The sequence below is a fragment of the Streptomyces sp. NPDC048383 genome (genome assembly GCF_040651775.1).
Taxonomy (GTDB): domain Bacteria; phylum Actinomycetota; class Actinomycetes; order Streptomycetales; family Streptomycetaceae; genus Streptomyces.
The window spans coordinates 63,604-84,945 of record NZ_JBEZKS010000013.1 but is presented as its reverse complement, the minus strand read 5'-3'; the positions used below and the strand labels follow the sequence as shown (position 1 = coordinate 84,945).

General features: G+C 71.1%; 17 protein-coding genes. 6 read left to right on the top strand and 11 right to left on the bottom strand.

The window, feature by feature from the left end:
- Positions 1-82: 82 nt before the first annotated feature.
- Positions 83-1,801 carry a carbohydrate-binding module family 20 domain-containing protein gene (locus AB0D46_RS12155; RefSeq protein WP_362877214.1) on the bottom strand — a complete coding sequence of 573 codons (1,719 nt, stop codon included), beginning with the start codon at positions 1,799-1,801 and terminating at the stop codon, positions 83-85.
- A 471-nt stretch (positions 1,802-2,272) separates the two neighbouring features.
- On the opposite strand from AB0D46_RS12155, the gene AB0D46_RS12150 reads away from it, so the two are divergent.
- Positions 2,273-2,572, top strand: coding sequence for a hypothetical protein (locus AB0D46_RS12150; protein WP_362877213.1), 300 nt, complete (start codon positions 2,273-2,275; stop codon positions 2,570-2,572).
- Here the strand turns inward: AB0D46_RS12150 and AB0D46_RS12145 are convergent.
- Both AB0D46_RS12145 and AB0D46_RS12140 read right to left on the bottom strand, forming a co-directional pair.
- Positions 2,559-3,227, bottom strand: a complete 669-nt coding sequence (locus AB0D46_RS12145) for a YdcF family protein (protein WP_362877212.1) — start codon at positions 3,225-3,227, stop codon at positions 2,559-2,561. The two genes, AB0D46_RS12150 and AB0D46_RS12145, sit on opposite strands and share 14 nt — an antisense overlap.
- A 16-nt stretch (positions 3,228-3,243) precedes the next feature.
- Positions 3,244-4,344 carry a hypothetical protein gene (locus AB0D46_RS12140; RefSeq protein WP_362877211.1) on the bottom strand — a complete coding sequence of 367 codons (1,101 nt, stop codon included), beginning with the start codon at positions 4,342-4,344 and terminating at the stop codon, positions 3,244-3,246.
- A 283-nt stretch (positions 4,345-4,627) separates the two neighbouring features.
- Here AB0D46_RS12140 and AB0D46_RS12135 point away from each other — a divergent pair, with 283 nt between their 5' ends.
- Positions 4,628-4,882, top strand: coding sequence for a hypothetical protein (locus AB0D46_RS12135; protein ID WP_362877210.1), 255 nt, complete (start codon positions 4,628-4,630; stop codon positions 4,880-4,882).
- Positions 4,883-5,128: 246 nt separating this feature from the next.
- On the opposite strand, the gene AB0D46_RS12130 is transcribed toward AB0D46_RS12135, so the two are convergent.
- The 5 genes from AB0D46_RS12130 to AB0D46_RS12110 form a co-directional block, all read right to left on the bottom strand.
- Entirely contained in the window at positions 5,129-6,145 is a 1,017-nt protein-coding gene (locus AB0D46_RS12130; RefSeq protein ID WP_362877209.1) for a LacI family DNA-binding transcriptional regulator, read from the bottom strand.
- Complete coding sequence (locus tag AB0D46_RS12125) at positions 6,133-7,752, bottom strand: glycoside hydrolase family 13 protein (RefSeq protein ID WP_362877208.1); 1,620 nt, start codon at positions 7,750-7,752, stop codon at positions 6,133-6,135. Before AB0D46_RS12125 ends, AB0D46_RS12130 begins: the two co-directional genes overlap by 13 nt.
- Before the next feature lie 101 nt (positions 7,753-7,853).
- On the bottom strand, positions 7,854-8,645 hold the full coding sequence (locus tag AB0D46_RS12120) for a carbohydrate ABC transporter permease (RefSeq protein WP_362877269.1): 792 nt from the start codon (positions 8,643-8,645) through the stop codon (positions 7,854-7,856).
- 122 nt (positions 8,646-8,767) lie between these two features.
- Positions 8,768-9,817, bottom strand: a complete 1,050-nt coding sequence (locus AB0D46_RS12115) for a sugar ABC transporter permease (protein ID WP_362877207.1) — start codon at positions 9,815-9,817, stop codon at positions 8,768-8,770.
- A gap of 6 nt (positions 9,818-9,823) precedes the next feature.
- Positions 9,824-11,098, bottom strand: coding sequence for an extracellular solute-binding protein (locus AB0D46_RS12110; protein ID WP_362877206.1), 1,275 nt, complete (start codon positions 11,096-11,098; stop codon positions 9,824-9,826).
- Positions 11,099-11,320: 222 nt separating this feature from the next.
- Between AB0D46_RS12110 and AB0D46_RS12105 the strand changes: the two genes are divergently transcribed.
- The 3 genes from AB0D46_RS12105 (at position 11,321) to AB0D46_RS12095 (ending at position 15,184) form a co-directional block, all read left to right on the top strand.
- Positions 11,321-13,117 carry an alpha-amylase family glycosyl hydrolase gene (locus tag AB0D46_RS12105; RefSeq protein ID WP_362877205.1) on the top strand — a complete coding sequence of 599 codons (1,797 nt, stop codon included), beginning with the start codon at positions 11,321-11,323 and terminating at the stop codon, positions 13,115-13,117.
- 26 nt (positions 13,118-13,143) lie between these two features.
- Positions 13,144-14,190 carry a LacI family DNA-binding transcriptional regulator gene (locus AB0D46_RS12100; RefSeq protein ID WP_362877204.1) on the top strand — a complete coding sequence of 349 codons (1,047 nt, stop codon included), beginning with the start codon at positions 13,144-13,146 and terminating at the stop codon, positions 14,188-14,190.
- A 97-nt stretch (positions 14,191-14,287) separates the two neighbouring features.
- Complete coding sequence (locus AB0D46_RS12095; RefSeq protein WP_362877203.1) at positions 14,288-15,184, top strand: phosphatase PAP2 family protein; 897 nt, start codon at positions 14,288-14,290, stop codon at positions 15,182-15,184.
- A 28-nt stretch (positions 15,185-15,212) separates the two neighbouring features.
- On the opposite strand, the gene AB0D46_RS12090 is transcribed toward AB0D46_RS12095, so the two are convergent.
- From AB0D46_RS12090 to AB0D46_RS12080, 3 genes are all read right to left on the bottom strand, one after another.
- On the bottom strand, positions 15,213-17,282 hold the full coding sequence (locus AB0D46_RS12090; RefSeq protein ID WP_362877202.1) for a phosphocholine-specific phospholipase C: 2,070 nt from the start codon (positions 17,280-17,282) through the stop codon (positions 15,213-15,215).
- Positions 17,283-17,468: 186 nt separating this feature from the next.
- The gene (locus AB0D46_RS12085) at positions 17,469-19,076 is read right to left on the bottom strand and encodes an amidohydrolase (protein WP_362877201.1); all 1,608 of its coding nucleotides are present in this window, start codon (positions 19,074-19,076) and stop codon (positions 17,469-17,471) included.
- Positions 18,998-20,608, bottom strand: coding sequence for an APC family permease (locus AB0D46_RS12080; RefSeq protein ID WP_362877200.1), 1,611 nt, complete (start codon positions 20,606-20,608; stop codon positions 18,998-19,000). Before AB0D46_RS12080 ends, AB0D46_RS12085 begins: the two co-directional genes overlap by 79 nt.
- 120 nt (positions 20,609-20,728) lie before the next feature.
- Here AB0D46_RS12080 and AB0D46_RS12075 point away from each other — a divergent pair, with 120 nt between their 5' ends.
- Positions 20,729-21,334: a TetR/AcrR family transcriptional regulator C-terminal domain-containing protein gene (locus AB0D46_RS12075; protein ID WP_362877199.1), complete on the top strand. Its 606-nt coding sequence runs from the start codon at positions 20,729-20,731 to the stop codon at positions 21,332-21,334.
- The last annotated feature ends 8 nt before the right edge of the window (positions 21,335-21,342 follow it).

The window sequence follows — 21,342 nt, the reverse complement described above, 5'->3', positions numbered from 1 at the left end:
CTCCTCGGTCGCGGGGTGGAGGGCCGCCCGGCGGTGGCGGGTCCGATGGGTGCCGGGCGGCCCTGGTCTGCGGGGCGACGGCTCAGTTGCGCCAGGTGTCGGTCAGCGTGACCTTGCCGCTCGCGGGGACGGTGGCCGTACGGTTGGCGCCGCTCTCCCAGGTGACGTTCCCGGCGGCGTCCTTGCGCACGTACTTGTAGGCGAAGGCCGTACCGGCCGGCAGGGCGGCGTCGAGCTTCCAGACGGGGTAGGCCGCCGGGTCGAGCTTCGGGGCGGCGGCCGGGTTCCAGCTGCCGAGCTCGGGCCGGTCGCCGGTGACGTACACGTTCTGCCCGGGCACGGTCGTCGCGTTGACGGCGAACGAGGCGCCGGAGCCGGCGGAGGGCGGAGTCGTGTTGCAGGTACGGGCGTTGACGTGCAGGGCGAGGGCGGTGCCGGCGGCCAGGGTCGCCGTGAACTGCCCGGAACCGTTCACCGCGACGGGCCGTCCGCTCTGCACGTCGCAGTAGTCGCCGGCGGGGAGGGAGGTCTGGAAGGTGCGGGTGAGCGCGGACGCCTCGTGGTTGATGGCCACGTACGCCTTCGCGCCGCGCCCGAAGGCGATCCGGTCGCCGCCGTCGTCCCACCAGTTCGTGACGGACTGGCCGCGGGCCGCGTTGCGGAAGCCGACCATGGAGGAGATCTCCCGCCAGGCGTGCTGGCACTTCCAGCCGTCGCTGTAACAGGATTTGACCGTGCCGCCGTTGGGCGGGCCGGCGTCCTTGTCGGACCACTCGTAGCCGGAGTGCACGTCCGGGGAGCCGTAGGGCCAGGCCAGCATGAAGACGTTGGCCAGGGTGTAGGAGGAGCCGTCCTTGTGGCTGAGGGTGTCGCCGCCGCGCTCGGTGTCGTGGTTGTCGACGAAGGCGCCCGCCTGCGCGGACGGCATGTGGCCCCAGGCCTCGCCGAAGTTCTTCAGGTGGGCGAGGCTCTCATCGCGGAAGACCCGCTTGAGGTCGCGGGCGTACCGGAACTCCTGGACGTCGCCGCTGCCGAGGTACTCGCTCGGCGAGACGGCCTCCCCGGCCCCGAAGATGGCCTCGTGCTTCCAGTACACGCCGGGTTTGGTCAGCCGGGACTTGATGTTCGCCAGGTCGCCGGCCGGCATGTGCTTGGCGGCGTCGATCCGGAACCCGTCGACGCCGAGGGAGAGCAGGTCGTTGAGGTACCCGGCGATGCGGCCGCGTACGTACTCCTCCCCGGTGTCGAGGTCGGCGAGCTGCACCAGCTCGCAGTTCTGGACGTTGCCGCGGTCCTGGTAGTTGGAGATCGTCGCCCGGCAGTCGTCCATGTCGGCGCCGGAGTAGAGGCCGGGGTAGGCGTACTTCGTGTACGAACTCCCGCCGGTTCCGGTGTGGGTGGCGCCCGCGTCCGCCGGGCCGGCCATGTGGTTGATGACCGAGTCGGCGACGACCTTGACGCCGGCGGCGTGACAGGTGTCGACCATGGCCTTGAACGCGGCCCGGTCGCCGAGCCGTCCGGCGATCTTGTAGCTGACGGGCTGGTACGAGGTCCACCACTGGCTGCCCTGGACGTGCTCCTGGGGCGGCGAGACCTGGACGTACCCGTACCCGGCCGGGCCGAGGCTGTCGGTGCAGGCCTTGGCGACGGAGTCGAAGCGCCACTCGAAGAGCACGGCGGTCACGTCCCGCTCCCCGGGAGCGGCGGCCCGCGCCTGCGGCGCCTGGGCGGTGAGGGTCCCGGCGACGGCAACTGCCGTGACGGCGAAAAGGATTGCAGCTCTGGCGGCTCTGACAGGCATGCGGGGTCCTCCTGGCGTAGAGGTGGGGATTGCAGGCGACCGTAGAGCCAGGCAGGGAGTGTTGCAAGAGTTTGCGCAAGAGGTTGCAGATTTGTTTCCGGGGGTGGGGCGGACGGCTGGTCGGGCCACCCGGTGCGGGGTTCGACTCGTCCGGATCGGAGCGGGTTTGGCGGTTTCCTGCCAAAGAACGGTCACGGGGACGGATAGGCAGGAGCGGCTCCCTCAGCGAAGCGACGAGGCGCCGGGGGCTGAACGACCGGGGCATACGGGCACGTCGCGGCCCCTTCCAGGACCACGACCACGCCTTACGCACCCGAAAGGACGACCACAACGGCCTGGGAAGCCGGTAGACGCTTCAGGTCGCCCCTTCCCCATCGCTCGGCGCCCGCGACCCGTCTGGGGGCTGGTCCTACGGCGGGCTCGATGGGGTCGCCTGCGGTGATGGATGAACGTCTGGGCGACAGGGCCGATATGTCATGGCCCCAGGGCGCACAACTGTTTCGGGAAGCGTGGATCGCGGGCGTGCACCAGCACTTTCCCGGGGAACCCAAGCCGGGCTACGTCACACCGTGGGCCGACACCCCGCAGTGGGAACGCGAGGCGGCCGGCTCCGTGTACGGCGCGACGTGCTGGACGGCCCAGATGTACAAGCAGTTCGAGGACCCGAAGCCCGGGTACGTGGCCGACTGGCCCGAACTGCCGACCTGGCAGCAGGAAACCGATGCCGACATCTTCGAGGCCATCGAGAGGGCCGACGTCAGGGGGCGATGAGGCGACTCGTGAAGCCGTCACGGACGAGGGATTCGTACGCGTCCCGCACGTCCTCCGGAACGTCCTGGACAATGGCGAACCCCAACTTCGGGTACTCAATCACCCGCTGAAGATCGCCGACGAGCATGTCCAGGACGAGCTTCTCGTCACCGATGCTCTTGAGGTAGTCGTCCAGCTCAAGTGGCTCGGACGCACAGAGAATCTCGACTTCGGGCCACAGCTTGCAGGCGGTGGCGAAGGACCGTCGCTCCATGTAGGGCTTGGAAACGAGCAGCACAGTCTTCGGCGTGAGACCGTGCGCGGTCAGGAGTTCGCGGGCGAAAGTGATGTTCTGGCCGGTGTTGGCGGCATCGGGTTCGACGAGGATGGCGTCGTCCGGGACACCAAGCTCGAGGGCGTGCTCACGGAAGTGGACGGCCTCGCCCCGAGGAAACCGAGACCGGGTCGTGGCGCTGTTTCCGCCCGTGAACACGAGCACAGGAAACAATCCAGTCCGATAGAGACCGGCGGCCGTCGCGGCGACTCCGAGGTCGTGACTGCCCAGTCCGATGGCGACGTCCACGGGCGCCATTTCGTGGCCCATCTGGTGGTAGTCCCAGATCAGCTCGGCCCGCCGCCACTGGTCCTCGCTGATCGCCTGCTGCATGTCCGACACGCCGCCTTCTCCCTGGTCACCGTCGCCGGAGGCGGGACGCCCCCTCGCTCATGGCCCTAATGCCCTCGATGCTCGCCAGCTGATGGCTGAGGCCGAACCGCCCGGCCAGTCTGGCCGCTCTGTCGAGGACGGTCAGTCCATCATCGCGGGTGGCGGGATCGGACAGCAGAATGTGGCCGTGGGCGGTTTCCAGCCGGACCCTCTGCATAGGCACGTCAGTGACAGCTGTCCTGCGAGCAATGTCAATGAGGTGCAGGGCATTGGTCAGGTCTCCGGCTCCTCGATGTGCAAGCGCGAGCTTCTGGTGTGCGACCGACCAGTCCTCCGGCTCGCCAAGGTCCTCAAAGTCCCTGGTCGCACCGAGCATGACACGTGAGGCATAACTGTGGTTTCCGTCCTTACTCAGGGCGGTTCCCACCCACAGCCGAGCCCTGGCCTGGTCACGGCGGGAAAGCCGGTCGTCGACAGCCAGGGACTCGTACTGCCGGGCTGCGACCTCCAGCCTCCCCGACATCTCCGCTACGACCGCGAGGGACAGATCGAGCTGCGCGACGCGGCGGTGGATGCCCAGCTGACCGAACAGTGACTTCGCCGAAGCATAGGAGTACTGGGCCGACAGCGGGCCGAGCACCGCCCCCTGATCGCGTTGGAGATCGCCCAGCAGGGTCGTTGAGCGAGCGAAGAGATACAGGCCCTTGTCATCCAGGGCAGTGGTCTTGAAACGTCCGAGCCAGCGGCGGATCAGGGCTTCACCGAAGGCGAAATCCTGCCGGGAGAGGGCCACCACTGCCCGCTCGAGATCATCTGTCCACGACTCGTGCTCCCAAGCCATCGGCCCGCTGGCAGTGGTCCGGCGGCCGCCCATCGAGCAAGTACGGCCGGTTTCGGACAGGAACGTCTCGAAGCGGAGATGAGTGGCCACATCCGCGCGCGCCAGGGCCGTATCCAAGATCGCTTGGGTGTCCTGGCGGGGCTCGGTCGCGGCCAGGAGCTTCTCCCACTTGGAGATGGTGCGGATACCGACACCGAGGTGGCTGGCGAACGATCGGACACTCAGACGCAACGCAAGACGCAGGGCCCGGGCCTCCAGGCCTGTCCATTGGTGCACGGTCGCCACGCCTCACTCCCTTCTCGCCGCCAGCGAACCACAGCCCGCGAGCGCCAGGAGACAGAAGTGCCACAGAAGTGCAACGGGCGGTCATTCCCGCATCGTTGAAGCAGGTCCAGGCTGAGACGAACCCTCATGAAGAACCCGGAATCGGAGACCCGCGGAATGAACGTCGAAGCCCTCGACAGAGCCTGTCCGTGCTTGGAATACAGGCCTGCAGTGAGCCAGGAACTTCTCGACCGAGCACGCCTGGGATGGGAGCGTTTCATCGCCTCTCTTGAGGAGTCGGCCGATGAGTGAACGGTACGAGTACATGTCTCATCGGCTCCTGCGCCGCTGGGTCCGCGATGTCGCTTCCGGCGTCGAGGGCGAGCTGATGGCCGTGGTCAACGAAAACGTCTCGGACACAGCAGCAGAGCGCTGGATGGAACTGGCCTACATCCGTGCGGCATCCGGCCGTGAATTCTCCACCGCGGTCGCCAACGTAGAACCCGCCGCTGACCAGCCCCGGACGGCCACCGGACGGCCGCCGGACGCCAAACCATGAGGAGCGCCTGGTGGCCCGCCAGGCCGTTGTGGTCGTCCGTTCGGTGGGGTAAGGCGTGGTCGTGGTCCCGGAAGAGGCCGCGACGTGCCCGTATGCCCCGGTCGGGCAGCCCCCGGCCCCTCGCCTCGTCACCGACGGGGGGGCTCCTGCTAATCCGTCCCCGGGACCGACCCGACGCGGGGAGGCGATGAGACCGGCGGGAACCCCCCAAACCCACTCTGATGCGGAGGAGTTGAACTTCGCCCCCTACGCCCCCGGGCCCGGGCCCGTGGAGCCGCGGACGACCAGTTCCGGTTGGAAGACGTACTCCGTGCGCTGGACCGGGGTGCCGGCCACCGCTTCGAGGAGGGCGCCGACCGCCGCCGTCGCCATGGCGCGGACGGGTTGGCGGACCGTCGTCAGGGGCGGGTCCGTGAACGCGATGAGCGGGGAGTCGTCGAAGCCGACCACCGAGACGTCCTCCGGCACCCGCAGCCCCCGTTCCCGGGCCGCCCGTACGACGCCCAGCGCCATCGGGTCGCTGCCGCACACGATGCCGGTGCAGCCCCGGTCGAGGAGGGCCCCGCCGGCGGCGTGGCCGCCCTCGACCGTGAACAGGGTGCGCTGGATCAGCCCCTCCTCCTCGGCCGAGGGAACGGCCGCCAGGAACCCCTGCTCCTTGCGCGCCGACGGCACGTACCGCGTCGGCCCGATCGCCAGGCCGATCCGCCGGTGCCCGAGTTCCTCCAGGTGCCGGACGGCCATGTCGGCGGCGGCCCGGTCGTCCGGGGAGACGAAGGGCGCGCTGATCCCCTCGTTGAACCCGTTGATCAGTACGAACGGCACGCCGCGCGCCGCCAGTCGCCGGTAGCGCGACGGGTCGGCGTGCGCGTCGGCGTGCAGTCCGGACAGGAAGACGATGCCGGTGACCCCGCGTTCCTCCAGCTGTTCCACCAGTTCGTCCTCGGTGGCCCCGCCCGGCGTCTGCGTGCACAGCACCGGCGTGTATCCGTGGCCGGCCAGCGCCTGCTCGATCACCTGGGCGAACGCCGGAAAGATCGGGTTGGTGAGTTCGGGGATGAGCAGCCCGACGAGCCCGTTGCTGCGGCGCTTGAGCCGGACGGGCCGCTCGTAGCCGAGCAGGTCGAGCGCGGCCAGCACCTTGTGCCGGGTGCCGGCGGCCACGCCCGACTTGCCGTTGAGCACGCGACTGACGGTCGCCTCGCTGACCTGGGCCTGCGCGGCGATGTCCGTCAGCCGCAACGGGGAAGTCACCCCCGCCACCACACGGCGCTGTCGGCGGGCAGAACACCGGGCAGGACGCCGGACGCGGTACCGGCGACGTCGGGAGCACAGCTGCTCAGCAGCACCTCGCTCGCGCCGGGGGCCGCGTACGCGACGGGCTCGCCGGTGGTGTTGACGGTGCACACGAAGCGGCCCCGGCGGAACGCCAGCACCCCGGCGGGGGCGGGCAGCCACTCGACGTGGTCGCCCGCGCCGAGGTCGGACTGCTCGCGGCGGATCCGCAGGGCGGCCCGGTACAGCTCCAGGGTGGACGCCGGGTCGCCGGTCTGCGCCTCGACGCTCAGGCCCGCCCACTCGGCGGGCTGCGGCAGCCAGCTGCCGCCGTCGCCGAAGCCGTACGGGGCCCGGTCGCCGGACCACGGGATCGGGACGCGGCAGCCGTCGCGCAGGCCGTCCTGCCCGTTGGCCTTGAAGAACGAGGGGTCCTGGCGGACCTCGTCCGGGAGGTCCACGACCTCGGGCAGCCCGAGTTCCTCGCCCTGGTAGACGTACGCCGATCCGGGCAGGGCCAGCATGAGCAGCGCGGCGGCGCGCGCCCGTTCCAGACTGCCGAAGCGGGTGCGGTGGCGCACGACGTCGTGGTTGGACAGCACCCAGGTGGTGGGGGCGCCGACGGGACGCATCGAGTCGAGGGAGTCGTCGATGGCGCCGCGCAGCGCTTCGGCGTCCCAACCGGTGTTCAGGTAGTGGAAGTTGAAGGCCTGGTGGAGTTCGTCGGGGCGCAGGTAGAGGGCGGTGCGGTCGGCGCTGGGGGTCCAGGCCTCGGCGACGCCGATGCGGTCGCCGGCGTACTCGTCCAGCACGGTGCGCCAGGAGCGGTAGATCTCGTGGACGCCGTCCTGGTCGAAGAAGGGCAGCACCTGGTTGCCGAGCAGCTTGAGCTGTTCGTCGCGGCCGAGGTCGGGCAGGCCGGGGGCCTTGACGAGGCCGTGGGCGACGTCGATGCGGAAGCCGTCGGCGCCGAGGTCGAGCCAGAACCGCAGGATGGAGCGGAACTCGTCCTGGACGGCGGGGTGTTCCCAGTTGAAGTCGGGCTGTTCGGGGGCGAAGAGGTGCAGGTACCACTCGCCGTCGGCGACGCGGGTCCAGGCGGGTCCACCGAAGATGGACTCCCAGTCGTTCGGGGGCTCCGCACCGTCGGCCCCCCGGCCCGGGCGGAAGTGGAAGCGCTCGCGCAGCGGGGTGCCGGGGCCCTCCCGCAGTGCCTGCTTGAACCATTCGTGCTGGTCGGAGCAGTGGTTGGGGACGAGGTCGACGATGATGCGCAGGCCCAGGTCGTGGGCTTCGCGTATCACCGCGTCGGCGTCGTGCAGGGTGCCGAACATGGGGTCGATGGCCCGGTAGTCGGCGACGTCGTAGCCGGCGTCGGCCTGCGGGGAGGCGTAGAAGGGGCTCAGCCAGACGGCGTCGACGCCGAGCTCCTTGAGGTAGGGCAGTCGGGTGCGGATGCCTTCGAGGTCCCCCATGCCGTCCCCGTTGGAGTCGGCGAAGCTGCGCGGATAGACCTGGTAGATCACCGCTTCTCTCCACCAACCGGGCAGGGTGCCGGTCGGGGCGGGAAGTGCGTCGGCGAGGTGCTGGGTCATGTCGTCCTTGGAGAGGTCGGGCCGGGAGGTGGAGCGGGCGGGCGCGGCTGCTGGTGAGCCGCCGGGTGGTGGGCGGCTCGGGTGGTCAGCGGCTCGGGTGGTCAGCCCTTGGTCGCGCCCGCCGTCATCCCGGCGACGAGGTGACGCTGGGCGAAGAGGAAGAACACGGCTGCGGGGATCGCGATGAGGACGGAGGCCGCGCTCATCGCTCCCCAGTTGGAGGTGTACTGGGTGACGAAGGTCTGGAGTCCGCCGGCCAGGGTGAGGTTCTCCTCGCCGACCATGAAGGCGGAGGCGTAGGCGACTTCGCCCCAGGCGGTGATGAAGGCGTAGAAGCCGGTGACGGCGAGGCCGGGCTTGGCGAGCGGGAGGATCAGCCGCCAGAAGGTGCCGAACGGGTTGAGTCCGTCGACGCGTCCGGATTCGTCGATCTCGACGGGGATGGTGTCGAAGAAGCCCTTCATCATCCACGCGCAGAACGGCACGGCGATGGTGAGGTACGTGATGATCAGGCCGAGCGGCTGGTTGAGCAGCCCCAGCTCGCCCATCAGGTTGTAGAGCGGGACGATGAGGATCGCCATGGGGAACATCTGCGTGATGAGCAGGGTCCACATGAGGGGCTTCATGCCGGGGAACTTGAACCGGCTGACGGCGTATCCGGTGGTGGCGGCGATGAACACGCCGAGCACGGTGGTGACGCCGGCGACGAGGACGGAGTTCGCGAACCAGCTGAGGAAGTGGGTGTCCTCCAGCAGGTGGCCGTAGTTCGCGAGGGTCGGTTCCTTGACGAAGTCGGTGGTGATGGCGTGCTGCGCGGGCTTGAGCGAGGTCAGCAGGATCCAGAGGACCGGGAAGACGGCGATCACGGACGCCCCGACGAGGGTGGCGTGCAGGGCGAAGGAGGCGAGCGGGGAGCGGCTGCCGCGCGGGCGGGCGGGGTGCGCCGCGGCGGGCGGAGCCGCCGGGCCGGTGCGCGTGCCGGTCCCGGCGTCGGTGGTCGTGGAAGTGGTCACGGTCACCACACCTCTCCCTGCTTGCGCAGCGAGCGCCGGTAGACCAGCGCGAAGATCATGAGCAGGGCCAGGATGAGGACGCCCCAGGTCGCGGAGCCGGCGAAGTCGCGCGGGCTGGCGACGAAGGCCTCGCGGAAGGCCTGGGTCACGAGGATCTCGGTGGAGTCGCCGGGCCCGCCCCGGGTGAGCAGGAAGATCACCGGGAACATGTTGAAGGTCCAGATGGTGGAGAGCAGGATGACGGTCATGCTCACCGCGCGCAGTCCGGGCAGGGTGATGTGCCGGAAGCGCTGCCAGGCGGAGGCCCCGTCCATCTCGGCGGCCTCGTACAGCTCTCCGGGGATGGACTGCAGTCCGCCGAGCAGGGCGACCATCATGAAGGGGACGCCGAGCCAGACGTTGACGGCGATGACGGAGAACTTGGCCCAGGTGGGGTCGTCGAGCCACGGGATCGCGGCGATGCCGCCGCCGTCGAGGACCTTGTTGAGGATGCCGTTGTCGCGGTTGAAGAGGAACCGCCAGGCGAAGACGGAGACGAAGCCGGGGACGGCCCAGGGCAGGATGAGCGCCATCCGGTAGGCGGCGCGGCCCCGGAACTGCCGGTTGAGCATGTTGGCCAGGCCGAGGCCGAGGCCGAAGGTGATGGACACGCACGCGACGGTCCACACCACCGTCCACACCAGCCGCTGCAGGAACACCGGGTCGCCGAGGACGGCCACGTAGTTGTCGAGGCCGACGAACTCGTACGTCGCCTCGATGTGGCGGACGCCGATGGTGCGGGCGACGTTGCGTTCGTTGGCGTCGGTCAGCGACAGGTAGATGCCGCGGACGAGCGGCCAGCCGATGATCACGCCGAGGACGAGGACGACCGGGGCGATCATCGTCCAGGCGTACCAGTGCGTGGCGAGGGCCCGCTTGAAGCCGGGGCGCGGGCCGCGTGCGCCGCCGGTGCCTGCGCTGTCAGTCCTGCGGCTCCGGCCGCGGACGGGACCGGTGGTACCGGCTACCCCGTCCGCGGCCTTCGCCACCGACTGGCTGGTGTGAGCAGCCATGGTTCGTTACTTCCAGCCCTTGAGGATCTTGCGGAACTCGGCTCCGGCGGCCTTGGCGGCTTCCTCCGGGGTGGAGGTGCCGGTGAGGGCCTTGGTGTATTCGACCTTCAGCGGCTCGAAGAGGGAGCCGTTCTCCGGGATCCAGGCGCGCTCGACGGCCTTGTCGACGGCCGGCTTGAAGAACTGGACCATCTCGCTGCTCTTGACGTCCGGCTGGTCGTAGGCGGCGGTACGGGTCGGCAGCAGGCTCAGCTCCTTGGCGGACTGGACCTGCACCTCCTGCGAGGTGAGGTACTCGACGAAGGCGTGCGCGGCGGCGCGGTTCTTGGAACCGGCGTACACGGCGAGGTCGTGGCCGCCCTGGGGGGCGCCCGCCTTGACGGAGCCGGCCGGGACGGCGGCGACGCCGAGGTTGGCCTTGTCCTTGAACTGCTCACCGGCGTAGGTGTCGGCGACGGCCCAGGGGCCGTTGATCATCATGGCGACCTCGCCGGACTTGAAGGCCGTCTGCATGTTGGCGAAGCCGTCGGTGGCGTTGGTCACCGCGGCGCCCGAGGTGACGAGGTCACGCGCGGCCTTGAAGGCCTTGACGCCGGCCGGGTTGTCGACGGTGACCGTCTTGTTCTTGGCGTCGACCAGGTCGCCGCCCTCGCCGTAGATGAACGGGAAGAGCCAGTAGGAGTCGTCGCCGCGCAGGTAGAGGCCGGTCTTGCCGCTCTTCGCCTTGATCGCGGCGGCGGCCGTCTTCAGCTCCTCCAGCGTGGTAGGGGGCTGGACGCCGGCGTCCGCGAGCATCTTCTTGTTGTAGAAGAGGCCGAGGGTGTCGATGACCTGCGGGACGGCGAAGGTCTTGCCGTCGTACTTGCCGCTGGCCGCGGCCTGCGGCAGGAACTCGGCGTCGATCTTCTTGGCCGTCTCGGCGGGAACCTCGTCGAGGTAGCCGAGGGAGGCGAAGTCGGCGACCCAGCCGACGTCCGCGCGGATCACGTCAGGGGCTTCGGCGCCGGAGTTGAAGGCGTTCTTGACCTTGTTCTGCGCGTCGCCGTACGGGACGTTGACGTACTTGACCGTGACCTTCGGGTGCTTGGCGGTGAACGCCTCGGCGATCTTCTGGAAGCTCGCCTTCTCGGCCTCGTTCGAGGTGTCCCACCAGGTGACCGTGCCGCTCAGTTCACCGCCGGCCTTGATGTCCCCGGTGTCGTCCTTGGTGTCACCACCGCAAGCCGTCGCCGCGAGCGCCAGGGCCGCGACCAGCGCGGTGGCCGCTATGCCACGCCGCATATGAACTCCTTCGATGATCCCGGCCGCGTCCCTGCGGTCCCGAGTTGCCGAGAACGTAACAAGACTGAAAGCCGACCGAAAGACCTTGCGGCAATTTTCTGCAAGACGCGGCGATCGTTACATCCGTGTGTCCGTACGGTTGCCTCGGCTTGCTGTTAGTTCGACCCACCTTCGAGTGTCCGGGCCCGCAACCATGGGGTGTGTACCCGCGTTGACCCCGATATGACCCACGAGTTGACGGCCTCCGGGCTTGCAAGCGCTTCCAGCAACCCCACCACGAGCGGTGGCTGGTGGCGCGATGCCGTCATCTACCAGGTCTACGTGCGCTCCTTCGCGGACGGCGACGGCGACGGGATCGGCGACCTGCGCGGGGTCCGCGAGCGGCTCCCGCACCTGGCCCGGCTCGGCGTGGACGCGGTGTGGCTGACCCCCTTCTACGTCTCCCCCCAGGCCGACGGCGGCTACGACGTCGCCGACTACCGCGCCGTCGACCCGCTCTTCGGGGACCTCTCCGACGCCGACGACCTGGTCCGCGCCGCGCACGCGCTCGGCCTGCGGGTCATCGTCGACGTGGTGCCGAACCACACCTCCGAGCAGCACCCCTGGTTCCGGGAGGCCCTCGCCGCCGGGCCGGGCAGCCCGGCCCGGGAGCGGTACCTGTTCCGGCCCGGGCGCGGCGCGGACGGGGGGCGGCCACCGAACGACTGGGAGTCCGTCTTCGGCGGTCCCGCCTGGACGCGGGTGCCGGATGGGGACTGGTACCTGCACCTCTTCGCCCCCGAGCAGCCCGACCTGGACTGGGAGCACCCGGAGGTGGCGGCGGAGTTCGCGTCGGTCCTGCGGTTCTGGCTGGACCTCGGGGTGGACGGCTTCCGCATCGACGTGGCCCACGGCATGGTCAAGGCGCCCGGGCTGCCCGACATCGGCCGTGGCGCGCAGGCCACGCTGATCGGCACCGAACCGCTCCCCTTCTTCGATCAGGACGGGGTCCACGAGATCCACCGTTCCTGGCGCCGGCTGCTGGACTCCTACGGGGGCGAGCGGATCGGCGTCGCCGAGGCGTGGGCGCCGACCTCGGAGCGGCTCGCGCTGTACGTCCGGCCCGACGAGCTGCACCAAGCCTTCAACTTCCGGTTCCTGAACTGTCCGTGGGACCCGGCCGCGATGCGGACCGTCATCGACGAGTCCCTGGCGGCGACGGCCTCGGTGGGGGCGCCGACCACGTGGGTGCTGTCCAACCACGACGTCGTGCGGCACGTGACCCGGTACGGGGGCGGGCCGCGGGGCCTGGCCCGGGCGCGGGCGGCGGCGCTGCTGATGTTGGCGCTGCCGGGTTCGGCGTACGTGTACCAGGGGGAGGAACTGGGGCTGCCGGAGGTCACCGACCTGCCCGACGAGGCCCGCCGCGACCCGGCGTTCCGCCGCGGCCGGATCCCGCGCCAGGCCGGCTCCCCGGCCCCCGCGCCGGGGAGCGGGGAAGCGGAGGCCGCCGAGGCCGCCGAGGCCGCCGGGCAGGACGGGCTCCGCGACGGGTGCCGGATCCCGCTGCCCTGGTGCGGCGAGGAGCCGCCGTACGGTTTCGGCGGCGCCGGCAGCTGGCTCCCGCAGCCCGGTGACTGGGCCGGGCTGAGCGTGGCCGCCCAGACCGGGGACCCGCACTCCACCCTGGAGCTGTACCGGGCGGCCCTGGAACTGCGCCGGGCGATGCCGGGCCTGGGCGCCCCGGAAGCCGGCCGGTGCGCGGCGGACGCTCCGCCCGCCCCGGCCGATACCGCGGCGGCCGAGGTTCCCGGCGCCCGCACCCCCGGGGCCGTCGCCCCTTCCGGCATGGAGTGGCTGCCGGCGCCCGACGGAGTCCTCCTCTTCACCCGCCCCGGCTTCGCCTGCACCGTCAACACCGGGTCGGAGCCGGTGGAGCTGCCGGCCCCGGGGCGGCCCGTCCTGTCGAGCTCGCCGGTGCGGACGGACGGGCGTACCGTCCTGCTCCCGGCGGATTCCTGCACGTGGTGGGCAATCTGAACGCGCGCCCGGTACAGTCCCATCCCGTGACCGCACGGCTAGCCGACATCGCAGCCCAGGCGGGGGTCAGCGAAGCCACAGTCAGCCGCGTGCTCAACGGCAAGCCCGGTGTGGCCGCAGGCACCCGCGAGTCCGTGCTGGCCGCCCTCGACGTCCTCGGCTACGAGCGTCCCGTACGGCTGCGGCAGCGCAGCGCGGGGCTCGTCGGGTTGATAACGCCCGAGCTGGACAACCCGATCTTCCCGGCGCTCGCGCAGGTCATCGGGCAGGCCCTGACCCGCCAGGGGTACACCCCCGTACTGGCCACGCAGACGCCCGGCGGGTCCACCGAGGACGAGCTGACGGAGATGCTGGTCGACCGCGGCGTCTCCGGGATCATCTTCGTCTCGGGATTGCACGCCGACACCACCGCCGACATGGGTCGCTACGACCAACTCCGCGGCCAGGGCGTCCCGTACGTCCTGATCAACGGGTTCTCCGACAAGGTGCGGGCCCCCTTCGTCTCCCCCGACGACCGGGCCGCCATGCAGCTCGCCGTGACCCACCTGACGGCGCTCGGGCACACCCGGATCGGGCTGGCCGTCGGGCCGAAGCGGTTCGTGCCGGTGCTCCGCAAGATCGAGGGCTTCCGGCTGGGCATGAAGGAGCGGCTCGGGCTCGACGGGGCCGAGGCGGAGGAGCTGATCCAGCACTCCCTCTACACCCTGGAGGGCGGGCAGGCCGCGGCGGCCGCGCTGATCTCCCGGGGCTGCACCGCCGTGGTGTGCGCGAGCGACATGATGGCGCTGGGCGCGATCCGTGCCGCCCGGCAGCAGGGACTGCGCGTCCCGCAGGACGTGTCGGTCGTGGGCTTCGACGACTCCCCCCTCATAGCGTTCACCGATCCGCCGCTGACCACGATCCGCCAGCCGGTCCTGGCGATGGGGCAGGCCGCGGTGCGGACCCTGTTGGAGGAGATCGGCGGTACGCCGGCCCCGCACAGCGAGTTCGTCTTCCTGCCCGAGCTGGTGGTCCGTGGTTCGACCGCTTCCGGGCCGGGCCAGCGGCGGGCCCGGGAAGCCTCGGCCCGGTAGGAGCCGGGGTTGTAGTCCGCAGGGCGGACCCCCCGCTCCCCAAGACCGTCCCGAGGGATGATCGGAGGGGAGATCCCATCTGGCAGACTCTCTCCCCATGGGTGAAGCGAGCGTGAAGACACTGGAAACCCGGACGGACGTCTCGTCACCCCCCGTGACCGAGTACGAGGCCCGTCCGGCGTCCGAACGCACCCTCCTCACACGGCTGCGCGCACCGCGCCGGCCCCGCATCTGGTTCGAGATCCTGCTGATCGCCGTCAGCTACTGGACGTACTCGCTGATCCGCAACGCGGTGCCCGAGCAGAAGGCCGCCGCACTGGCGAACGCCGACTGGATCTGGGAGCTGGAGCGGAGCCTGGGCATCGCCGTGGAGCAGGGCGTCAACCACGGCATCAACTCGGTGACGTGGCTGATCGTCGGCATGAACTACTACTACGCGACCCTCCACTTCGTGGTGACCATCGGCGTGCTCGTGTGGATCTACCGCTTTCATCCGGGGCGGTACGCCGCGACCCGCCTGATCCTCTTCGCCACCACGGGCGTCGCCCTCGTCGGCTACTACCTGTACCCGCTCGCGCCGCCCCGGCTGATGAACGGGCAGAACTTCATCGACACGGTGCTCGTGCACCACACCTGGGGTTCCATGGCCTCCGGGAACCTGAAGAACATGTCGAACCAGTACGCCGCGATGCCGTCCATGCACATAGGGTGGTCGCTCTGGTGCGGGCTGACGATCTTCGCGGTCGCCTCGGCCCCCTGGGCCCGGATCCTGGGTCTGCTCTACCCGACGGCGACCCTCGTCGTCATCGTGGCCACCGCGAACCACTTCTGGCTCGACGCCGTCGGCGGAATGATCTGCCTGGCCTTCGGCTACGGCGTCTCGCGGGCCTGGTACGGCGCACTGCCGCACCGGCTGCCGCGCCACCCCGAGCGCGATGACGCCCACCCGGCGACGGACCTGCTGAACCGCCTGCGCCCCCGCACCCGCGCCTGAGGCGGGTGCGGACGCGCGGGCGCCGCGATCAGGAGGACTGCTCCGTCAGGATCGCCGGGTCCGAAAGGCCGGCCGCGCCGGTCTCCACCTTGCCGGCGAAGCGCCGGCCGAAGTCCGCGACCTCGGACGAGGTGACCGTCACGTCGTACCAGCGCTTCGTGTTCTTCAACGGGACGCTGTGGGTGACGGTGGCGCCCTTGGCCACCGTGAGGCGCTTGGGGCCGCCGCCGTAGGCGTTGGTGACCGTGAGCGTCGCCGTCGAAGCACCCGCGTTGGTGAGGGTGAGGTCCAGGTTGCCCGTGCCCGCGTTGTGGCGGGCCGTGACCTCGGGGCCGGCGGTGGTGCCGGGGTTGCGGAAGCCGCGCAGGAACCCGTTCGGGCCGTGGACGGTGAGGTCGGTGACACCGGCCGAGTAGCGGGTGTTCCAGGTGTCCGAGATCGTCCTGCCGGCCTCGGTGGTGTACGTCCAGGGGGCGTCGGTCCGGTTGGCCGCGGTGACGTAGAACTGCGCACCCAGGTCCGGGCCGCCGCTGAACGTCAGCCGGAACCTGCCCTCGCCGATGAGCGCCGAGCCGTCCACGTACGGGGCGTAGCCCAGCGGGCGGGTGCGGCACAGGCCCTTCTCCTGGCGCGGCATGGCGCCCACGGCCGGCGGGGTGGCCCGGAAGTCGGGGTGGCGCTCGCGGTCCTGCGGCGCCCACGCTCCGGTGTCGGGCAGCGACACCGTGGCGGTGTCCTTGCGGGCGAAGTCGAAGGCCGAGGTCAGGTCACCGCAGACGGCGCGGCGCCAGGGCGAGATGTTGGGCTCGTGCACACCGAAGCGCTGCTCCATGAAGCGCAGCACGGAGGTGTGGTCGAAGGTCTCGGAGCAGGAGTAGCCGCCGGTGCTCCACGGGGAGACGACCAGCATGGGCACGCGCGGGCCCAGCCCGTACGGTCCGGCGACGTAGCCGGCCTTGCCGGGGAAGACGTCCAGTGCGGTCGGCGTGGTCGACAGGCCCTGGTCGGCGTTCGCGGGGGCGTACGGCGGGACGACGTGGTCGAAGAAGCCGTCGTTCTCGTCGTAGGTGATGAAGAGCGCGGTACGGGCCCAGACGTCCGGGTTGGAGGTCAGCGCGTCCAGCACCTGCGCGATGTACCACGCGCCGTAGTTGGAGGGCCAGTTCGAGTGCTCGCTGAAGGCCTCGGGGGCCGCGATCCAGGAGACCTGGGGCAGCGTGCCTGCGGCGACGTCCGCGCGCAGCCGGTCGAAGTAGCCCTCGCCGGTCCGCGCGTCGGTGCCGGTGCGGGCCTTGTCGAAGAGCGGGTTCCCCGGCTGGGCGCCCCGGTACTTGTTGAAGTACAGGAGCGAGTTGTCCCCGTAGTTGCCGCGGTAGGCGTCGTTGATCCAGCCCCAGGAGCCGGCGGCGTCGAGGCCGTCGCCGATGTCCTGGTAGACCTTCCAGGAGACGCCCGCCTCCTCCAGGCGCTCGGGGTAGGTGGTCCAGTCGTATCCGGCTTCGGCGTTGTTGAGGACCGGGCCGCCGTTCTTGCCGTCGTTGCCGGTGTGGCCGGACCAGAGGTAGTAGCGGTTGGGGTCGGTCGAGCCGATGAACGAGCAGTGGTAGGCGTCGCAGATGGTGAACGCGTCGGCGAGCGCGTAGTGGAACGGGATGTCCTCGCGCGTCAGGTGGGCCATGGTCGCCGGCGTCTTGGCGGGCACCCAGTTGTCGTACTTGCCCTTGTTGAAGGCGCTCTGGCCGCCGGCCCAGTCGTGGTTGAGGCCTTGGAGGAACTCCATGCCGAGGTCGTCCGACGGCGGACGGAAGGGCAGCGTCTCCTTGCCCGCGTTGTCGCTCTGGTGCCAGACGGACTTGCCGCTCGGCAGGGTCACGGGGCGCGGGTCACCGAAGCCGCGGACGCCGCGCAGCGCACCGTAGTAGTGGTCGAAGGAACGGTTCTCCTGCATCAGGACCACGATGTGCTCGACATCGGCGATGGTCCCGGTGGTCCCCTGCGCGGGGATGGAGGCGGCGCGCGCGATGCTCTCGTTGAGCAGGCTCAGGGCGGCGGCGCCGCCGGTGAGCTGGAGAAACCGGCGGCGGTTGAGTTCTGCCATGGCGAGAGTGACCTCTGCTTTGTTCGTGGGTGTTGACCGTTCCCAAGGACAGCGCCCCGGGAAAACCGGGGAGGGAGCCGTGTATGACGGTGACGGGTACACGAGACGAACGGCAGCCGGATTCCGGCCGAGTTCACCGCGGACCGTGCGTCGGTGCGGCCGGCAACACCCCGCTCGACCGCCGCGTCAGGCGGCGGGGCCTTGGTCGCGGTGGGTGATCCGGCCGCCCGACACCGTCAGGCGGATCGGGGCCTCGGCCAGTTCGTCCGGTGCGGCCGTGACCGGGTCGACGGCGAAGGCCGTCAGGTCCGCCCGGTGGCCGGGGGCGATCCGGCCGGCCACCCACTGCTCCCCCGCCGCGAGCGCGGCGTGCGAGGTCATCCCCTCCAGGGCCATCAGGCCCGTCAGGTAGCGGCCGGCGGCTGCCGCGCCGCGCGGGCGCAGCGCCGTCGCGAGGACCTGGCGGGCGTCGTGGTGGGCGATGGGCCAGTCGGAGCCGAGGGCCAGGACCGCGCCCGCGTCCCGCAGGTCCCGGCAGCGCCAGGCCCGGGCGGCCCGCTCGTCGCCGAGCCGTTTGGACCATTCGTCGGTGTGGTCGGCGCGGGTGTACGCGGTGTGCGGGGGCTGCATGGAGGCGATCACGCCGAGTTCGGCGAACCGCCCCAGCTGGTCGTCGGGGACGGTCTCGATGTGTTCGATCCGGTGCCGCATCGCGCCGTGCGCGCCGAGGGAGGCGACGGTGTCCAGGACGTGTCGGACGGCCGCGTCGCCGATGGCGTGGGTGGCGGTGCGGACCCCGGCGGTGTCGAGGATGCGTACGGCGCGGGCGTAGGCGGGGAGGTCGGGCCAGAAGGCGTCGGTGCCCTGGCCGTGGCAGTCGGCGTGCTCCAGCCAGGCGGTGCCGCCCTCGACGGTGCCGTCCATGAAGAACTTGACGCCGCCGACCTGCCAGTGCCGGCCGCCGGTGAGTTGCAGTTCGATGAGTTCGGCCAGTTCCTCGTCGCTCGCGCCCGGCATGCACCAGGGGGCGAGGCGCAGCCGCAGCGGCAGGTCGCCCTCGTACTCGACGGTGGCGAGGAGGGCGGGTACGTCGCCGTCGCCGAGGTCCATGACGTGGGCGCCGGTCAGGCCGGTGGCGGCCATCTCGCCGAGCAGGGCGAGGAGGCGGGCGCGGCGGGCGGCGGCGGTGGGCTTGGGGGCGACGGCGCCGACGAGGGACATCGCGGCGTGCTCGATGAGGTGGCCGGTGGGGCGTACGGCGCCGGTGGCGTCGGTGTCGCAGACGATCTCGGAGCGTTGGGCGAACGTGCGGGGGCCGGTGATGCCCGCGGCGGCGAGGGCCGGGCCGGTGGCGAGGGCGGAGTGGCCGTCGTAGAGGCGCAGGAAGGCGGGGGCGCCGGCGAGGGCGTCCTCGACGAGGGCGCGGTCGACGGGCCGGCCGCCGAAGGCGTTGTGGTCGAGGCCGTGGCCGAGGACCCAGCCGCCGGGGCCGCGCTCGGCCGTGCGCAGCGCGGCGCGCAGTTCATCGAGGTCGCGGACGGTGGAGAGGTCGGTTCCGGCGGCCATCTCGACGCCCCACACGGGGTGGCTGTGGGCGTCGGTCAGGCCGGGGGTGAGGGTGGCGCCGACCAGGTCGACGACCTCGGTGCCGGGTCCGCGCCAGTCCCGTACGTCGCTCTCCTGACCGACGGCGATGATCTGCCCGTCGCGGACGGCTACCGCACCGGCTTCCGGGCGGGCGGGGTCGAGCGTGCGGACTCGGGCTCCGGTGAGGACGGTGTCGGCAGCGGGCACGGCTCTGCTCCTTCGAGGGGGGTGCGGGGGACTTCGGCTTCGGCTTCGGCTCGGGGTTCCGCCGCGGCTTCCGTAGGGTCCTCGGCGAAGCGGGCGTAGACCTCCGGGCGACGGGACTTGAGTCGCCGGGCGAGGCCGAGACCGAGGAGGAACACGGCGGGGACGACGGCCACGAGGACGGTGTTGACGGTGGTGGAGGCGGCGGTGAACAGGCCGACCTTGGAGACGACGAGGAAGATCGCGACGGTCAGCAGGGCGGCCGCCGTGACCGGCGCGACCAAGGTGCGCCAGGGCCCCTCGGCGTGGACGTGGCGCCGGAAGTACACCGGTACGGCGATGGCGGCGAGCAGCATCAGGGCCATGAGGCCGATCATGCCCGGGGTGTTCACCCAGAGCAGGAGCTGTTGGTACGGGTCGGCCCCGGCGAGCGCGAACACGAGGACGATGACGGCGCCGAGGACGGTCTGGGCGGCTCCGGCGAGGTACGGGGAGCCGTGCCGGGGGTGGACGCGGCCGAGGGCCGCGGGCAGCACGCCTTCCTCGGAGAGGGCGAGGACGTAGCGGTTGATGGCGTTGTGGAAGGCGAGCAGGGAGGCGATGACGCTGGTCACGATGAAGACGTGCATGAGGTCCGCCGCCCAGGGCCCGACGTACGTGGTGATCGCGGCGAAGAACAGGCCGCCCGGGTCGGCGGCCGCGGCGGTGAGCACTTCCTCGGCGCCGAAGGCCTGGATGACGGTCCACACGACGAAGGCGTAGAAGAGGCCGAGGAAGGCGACGGCGATGTAGGTGGCGCGCGGGATCGTCCGGTCGGGGTCGCGGGCCTCGCGGCGGTAGATGACGGTCGACTCGAAGCCGGTGAACGCGGCGAAGGCGAAGGCCAGCACGGCGGCGGTACCGGGGACGAGGACGGCGCCGGGGGCGAAGGAGGCGGCGGACAGGCCGTGGGCGCCGCCTTCGGCCAGGACGCCGACGGCGAGGAGGACGAGTATCCCGGTCTCGGCGACGAGGAGGACGCCGAGCAGCTTCGCCCCGAAGTCGATGGAGCGGAAGCCGCCGTACCAGATGAGCAGGAGGCCGGCGAGGGAGACCGGTGGCCAGGGGATGTCGACGCCGGCGAGGGCGTGGCCGGTGTCGGCGGTGGTGGTGCCGAGGAGGCCGTAGACGCCGATCTCCATGCCGTTGTAGCCGACGAGTGCGAGCAGGGCGGCGCCGATGCCGACGTGCTTGCCGAGGCCGCGCGCGATGTAGGCGTAGAACGCGCCGCCACTGCGGACGTGGCGGCTCATGGCGGTGAAGCCGACGGCGAAGACGGTGAGCGTGAGGCCGGCGAGGAGGTATCCGGCGGGGGCGCCGATGCCGCCGAGGAGGATCGCGACGGGCGCGACGCCGGCCATGACGGTCAGCGGGGCGGCGGCGGAGACGACGAAGAAGGAGATGTCGGCCGTACCGAGGGCGCCGCTGCGCAGGGCGGACCCGGCGGCGGTGGTGGTGGGGGTGGATCTCGGCGCGGGTTCCGGCGTTTCGGGCATGCGGGGGCACCCTTCTGCGAACGGCAGGCGGCGGGAGTCCGAAAACCTAAAGGCTTTCGGTTTGCGGCAATGTAGCCTCCGGTTCTGGCGTACGGGAAGACCTCATGGCGGGAGACACCGATGGCACGGCCGCGCACCCCCCTGCTCGACCGGGAGCGGATCGCCACGACCGCCCTCCAACTGGTGGCGGAGCACGGGGAATTCAGCGTCCCGCAGATCGCCCGGGCGCTCGGGGTGCAGACGGGCTCGCTGTATCACCACGTGGACGGTCGGGCCGCGGTGGTGGAGCTGATCCGGGAACGCGTGTGCGCCTCGATCGCCGGTTCCGCGTTGACGCTGACCCCCTGGGACCGGGCGCTGGAGGAGTGGGCCCGCTCCTACCGGGCGGCGTTCGCCGCCTACCCGCGGGCCATCCCGCTGCTGATGACCACGCCGGTACGGGCTCCGGCCGTGCTCGCCCAGTACGAACAAGCGGTCGCGTTGCTCCTCACGGCCGGGTTCGGCGAGGAGCGGGTGATGCCGCTGCTGACCGCCCTGGAGAACCTGGTGCTGGGCTCCGCGCTGGACCTCGCGGCCCCCGAAGCCATGTGGGAGCCCTCGCCGCAGACCCCCCTGCTGGCCGGGGCGCTCGCCGCGGGCGGGCCGGGGCGGGCCGACGCGGCCTTCGACCTCGGCCTCGCCGCCCTCCTCGCGCACGCCCGGGCCCTGCGGGCGGCGCGGGCGTGAACGGGGGT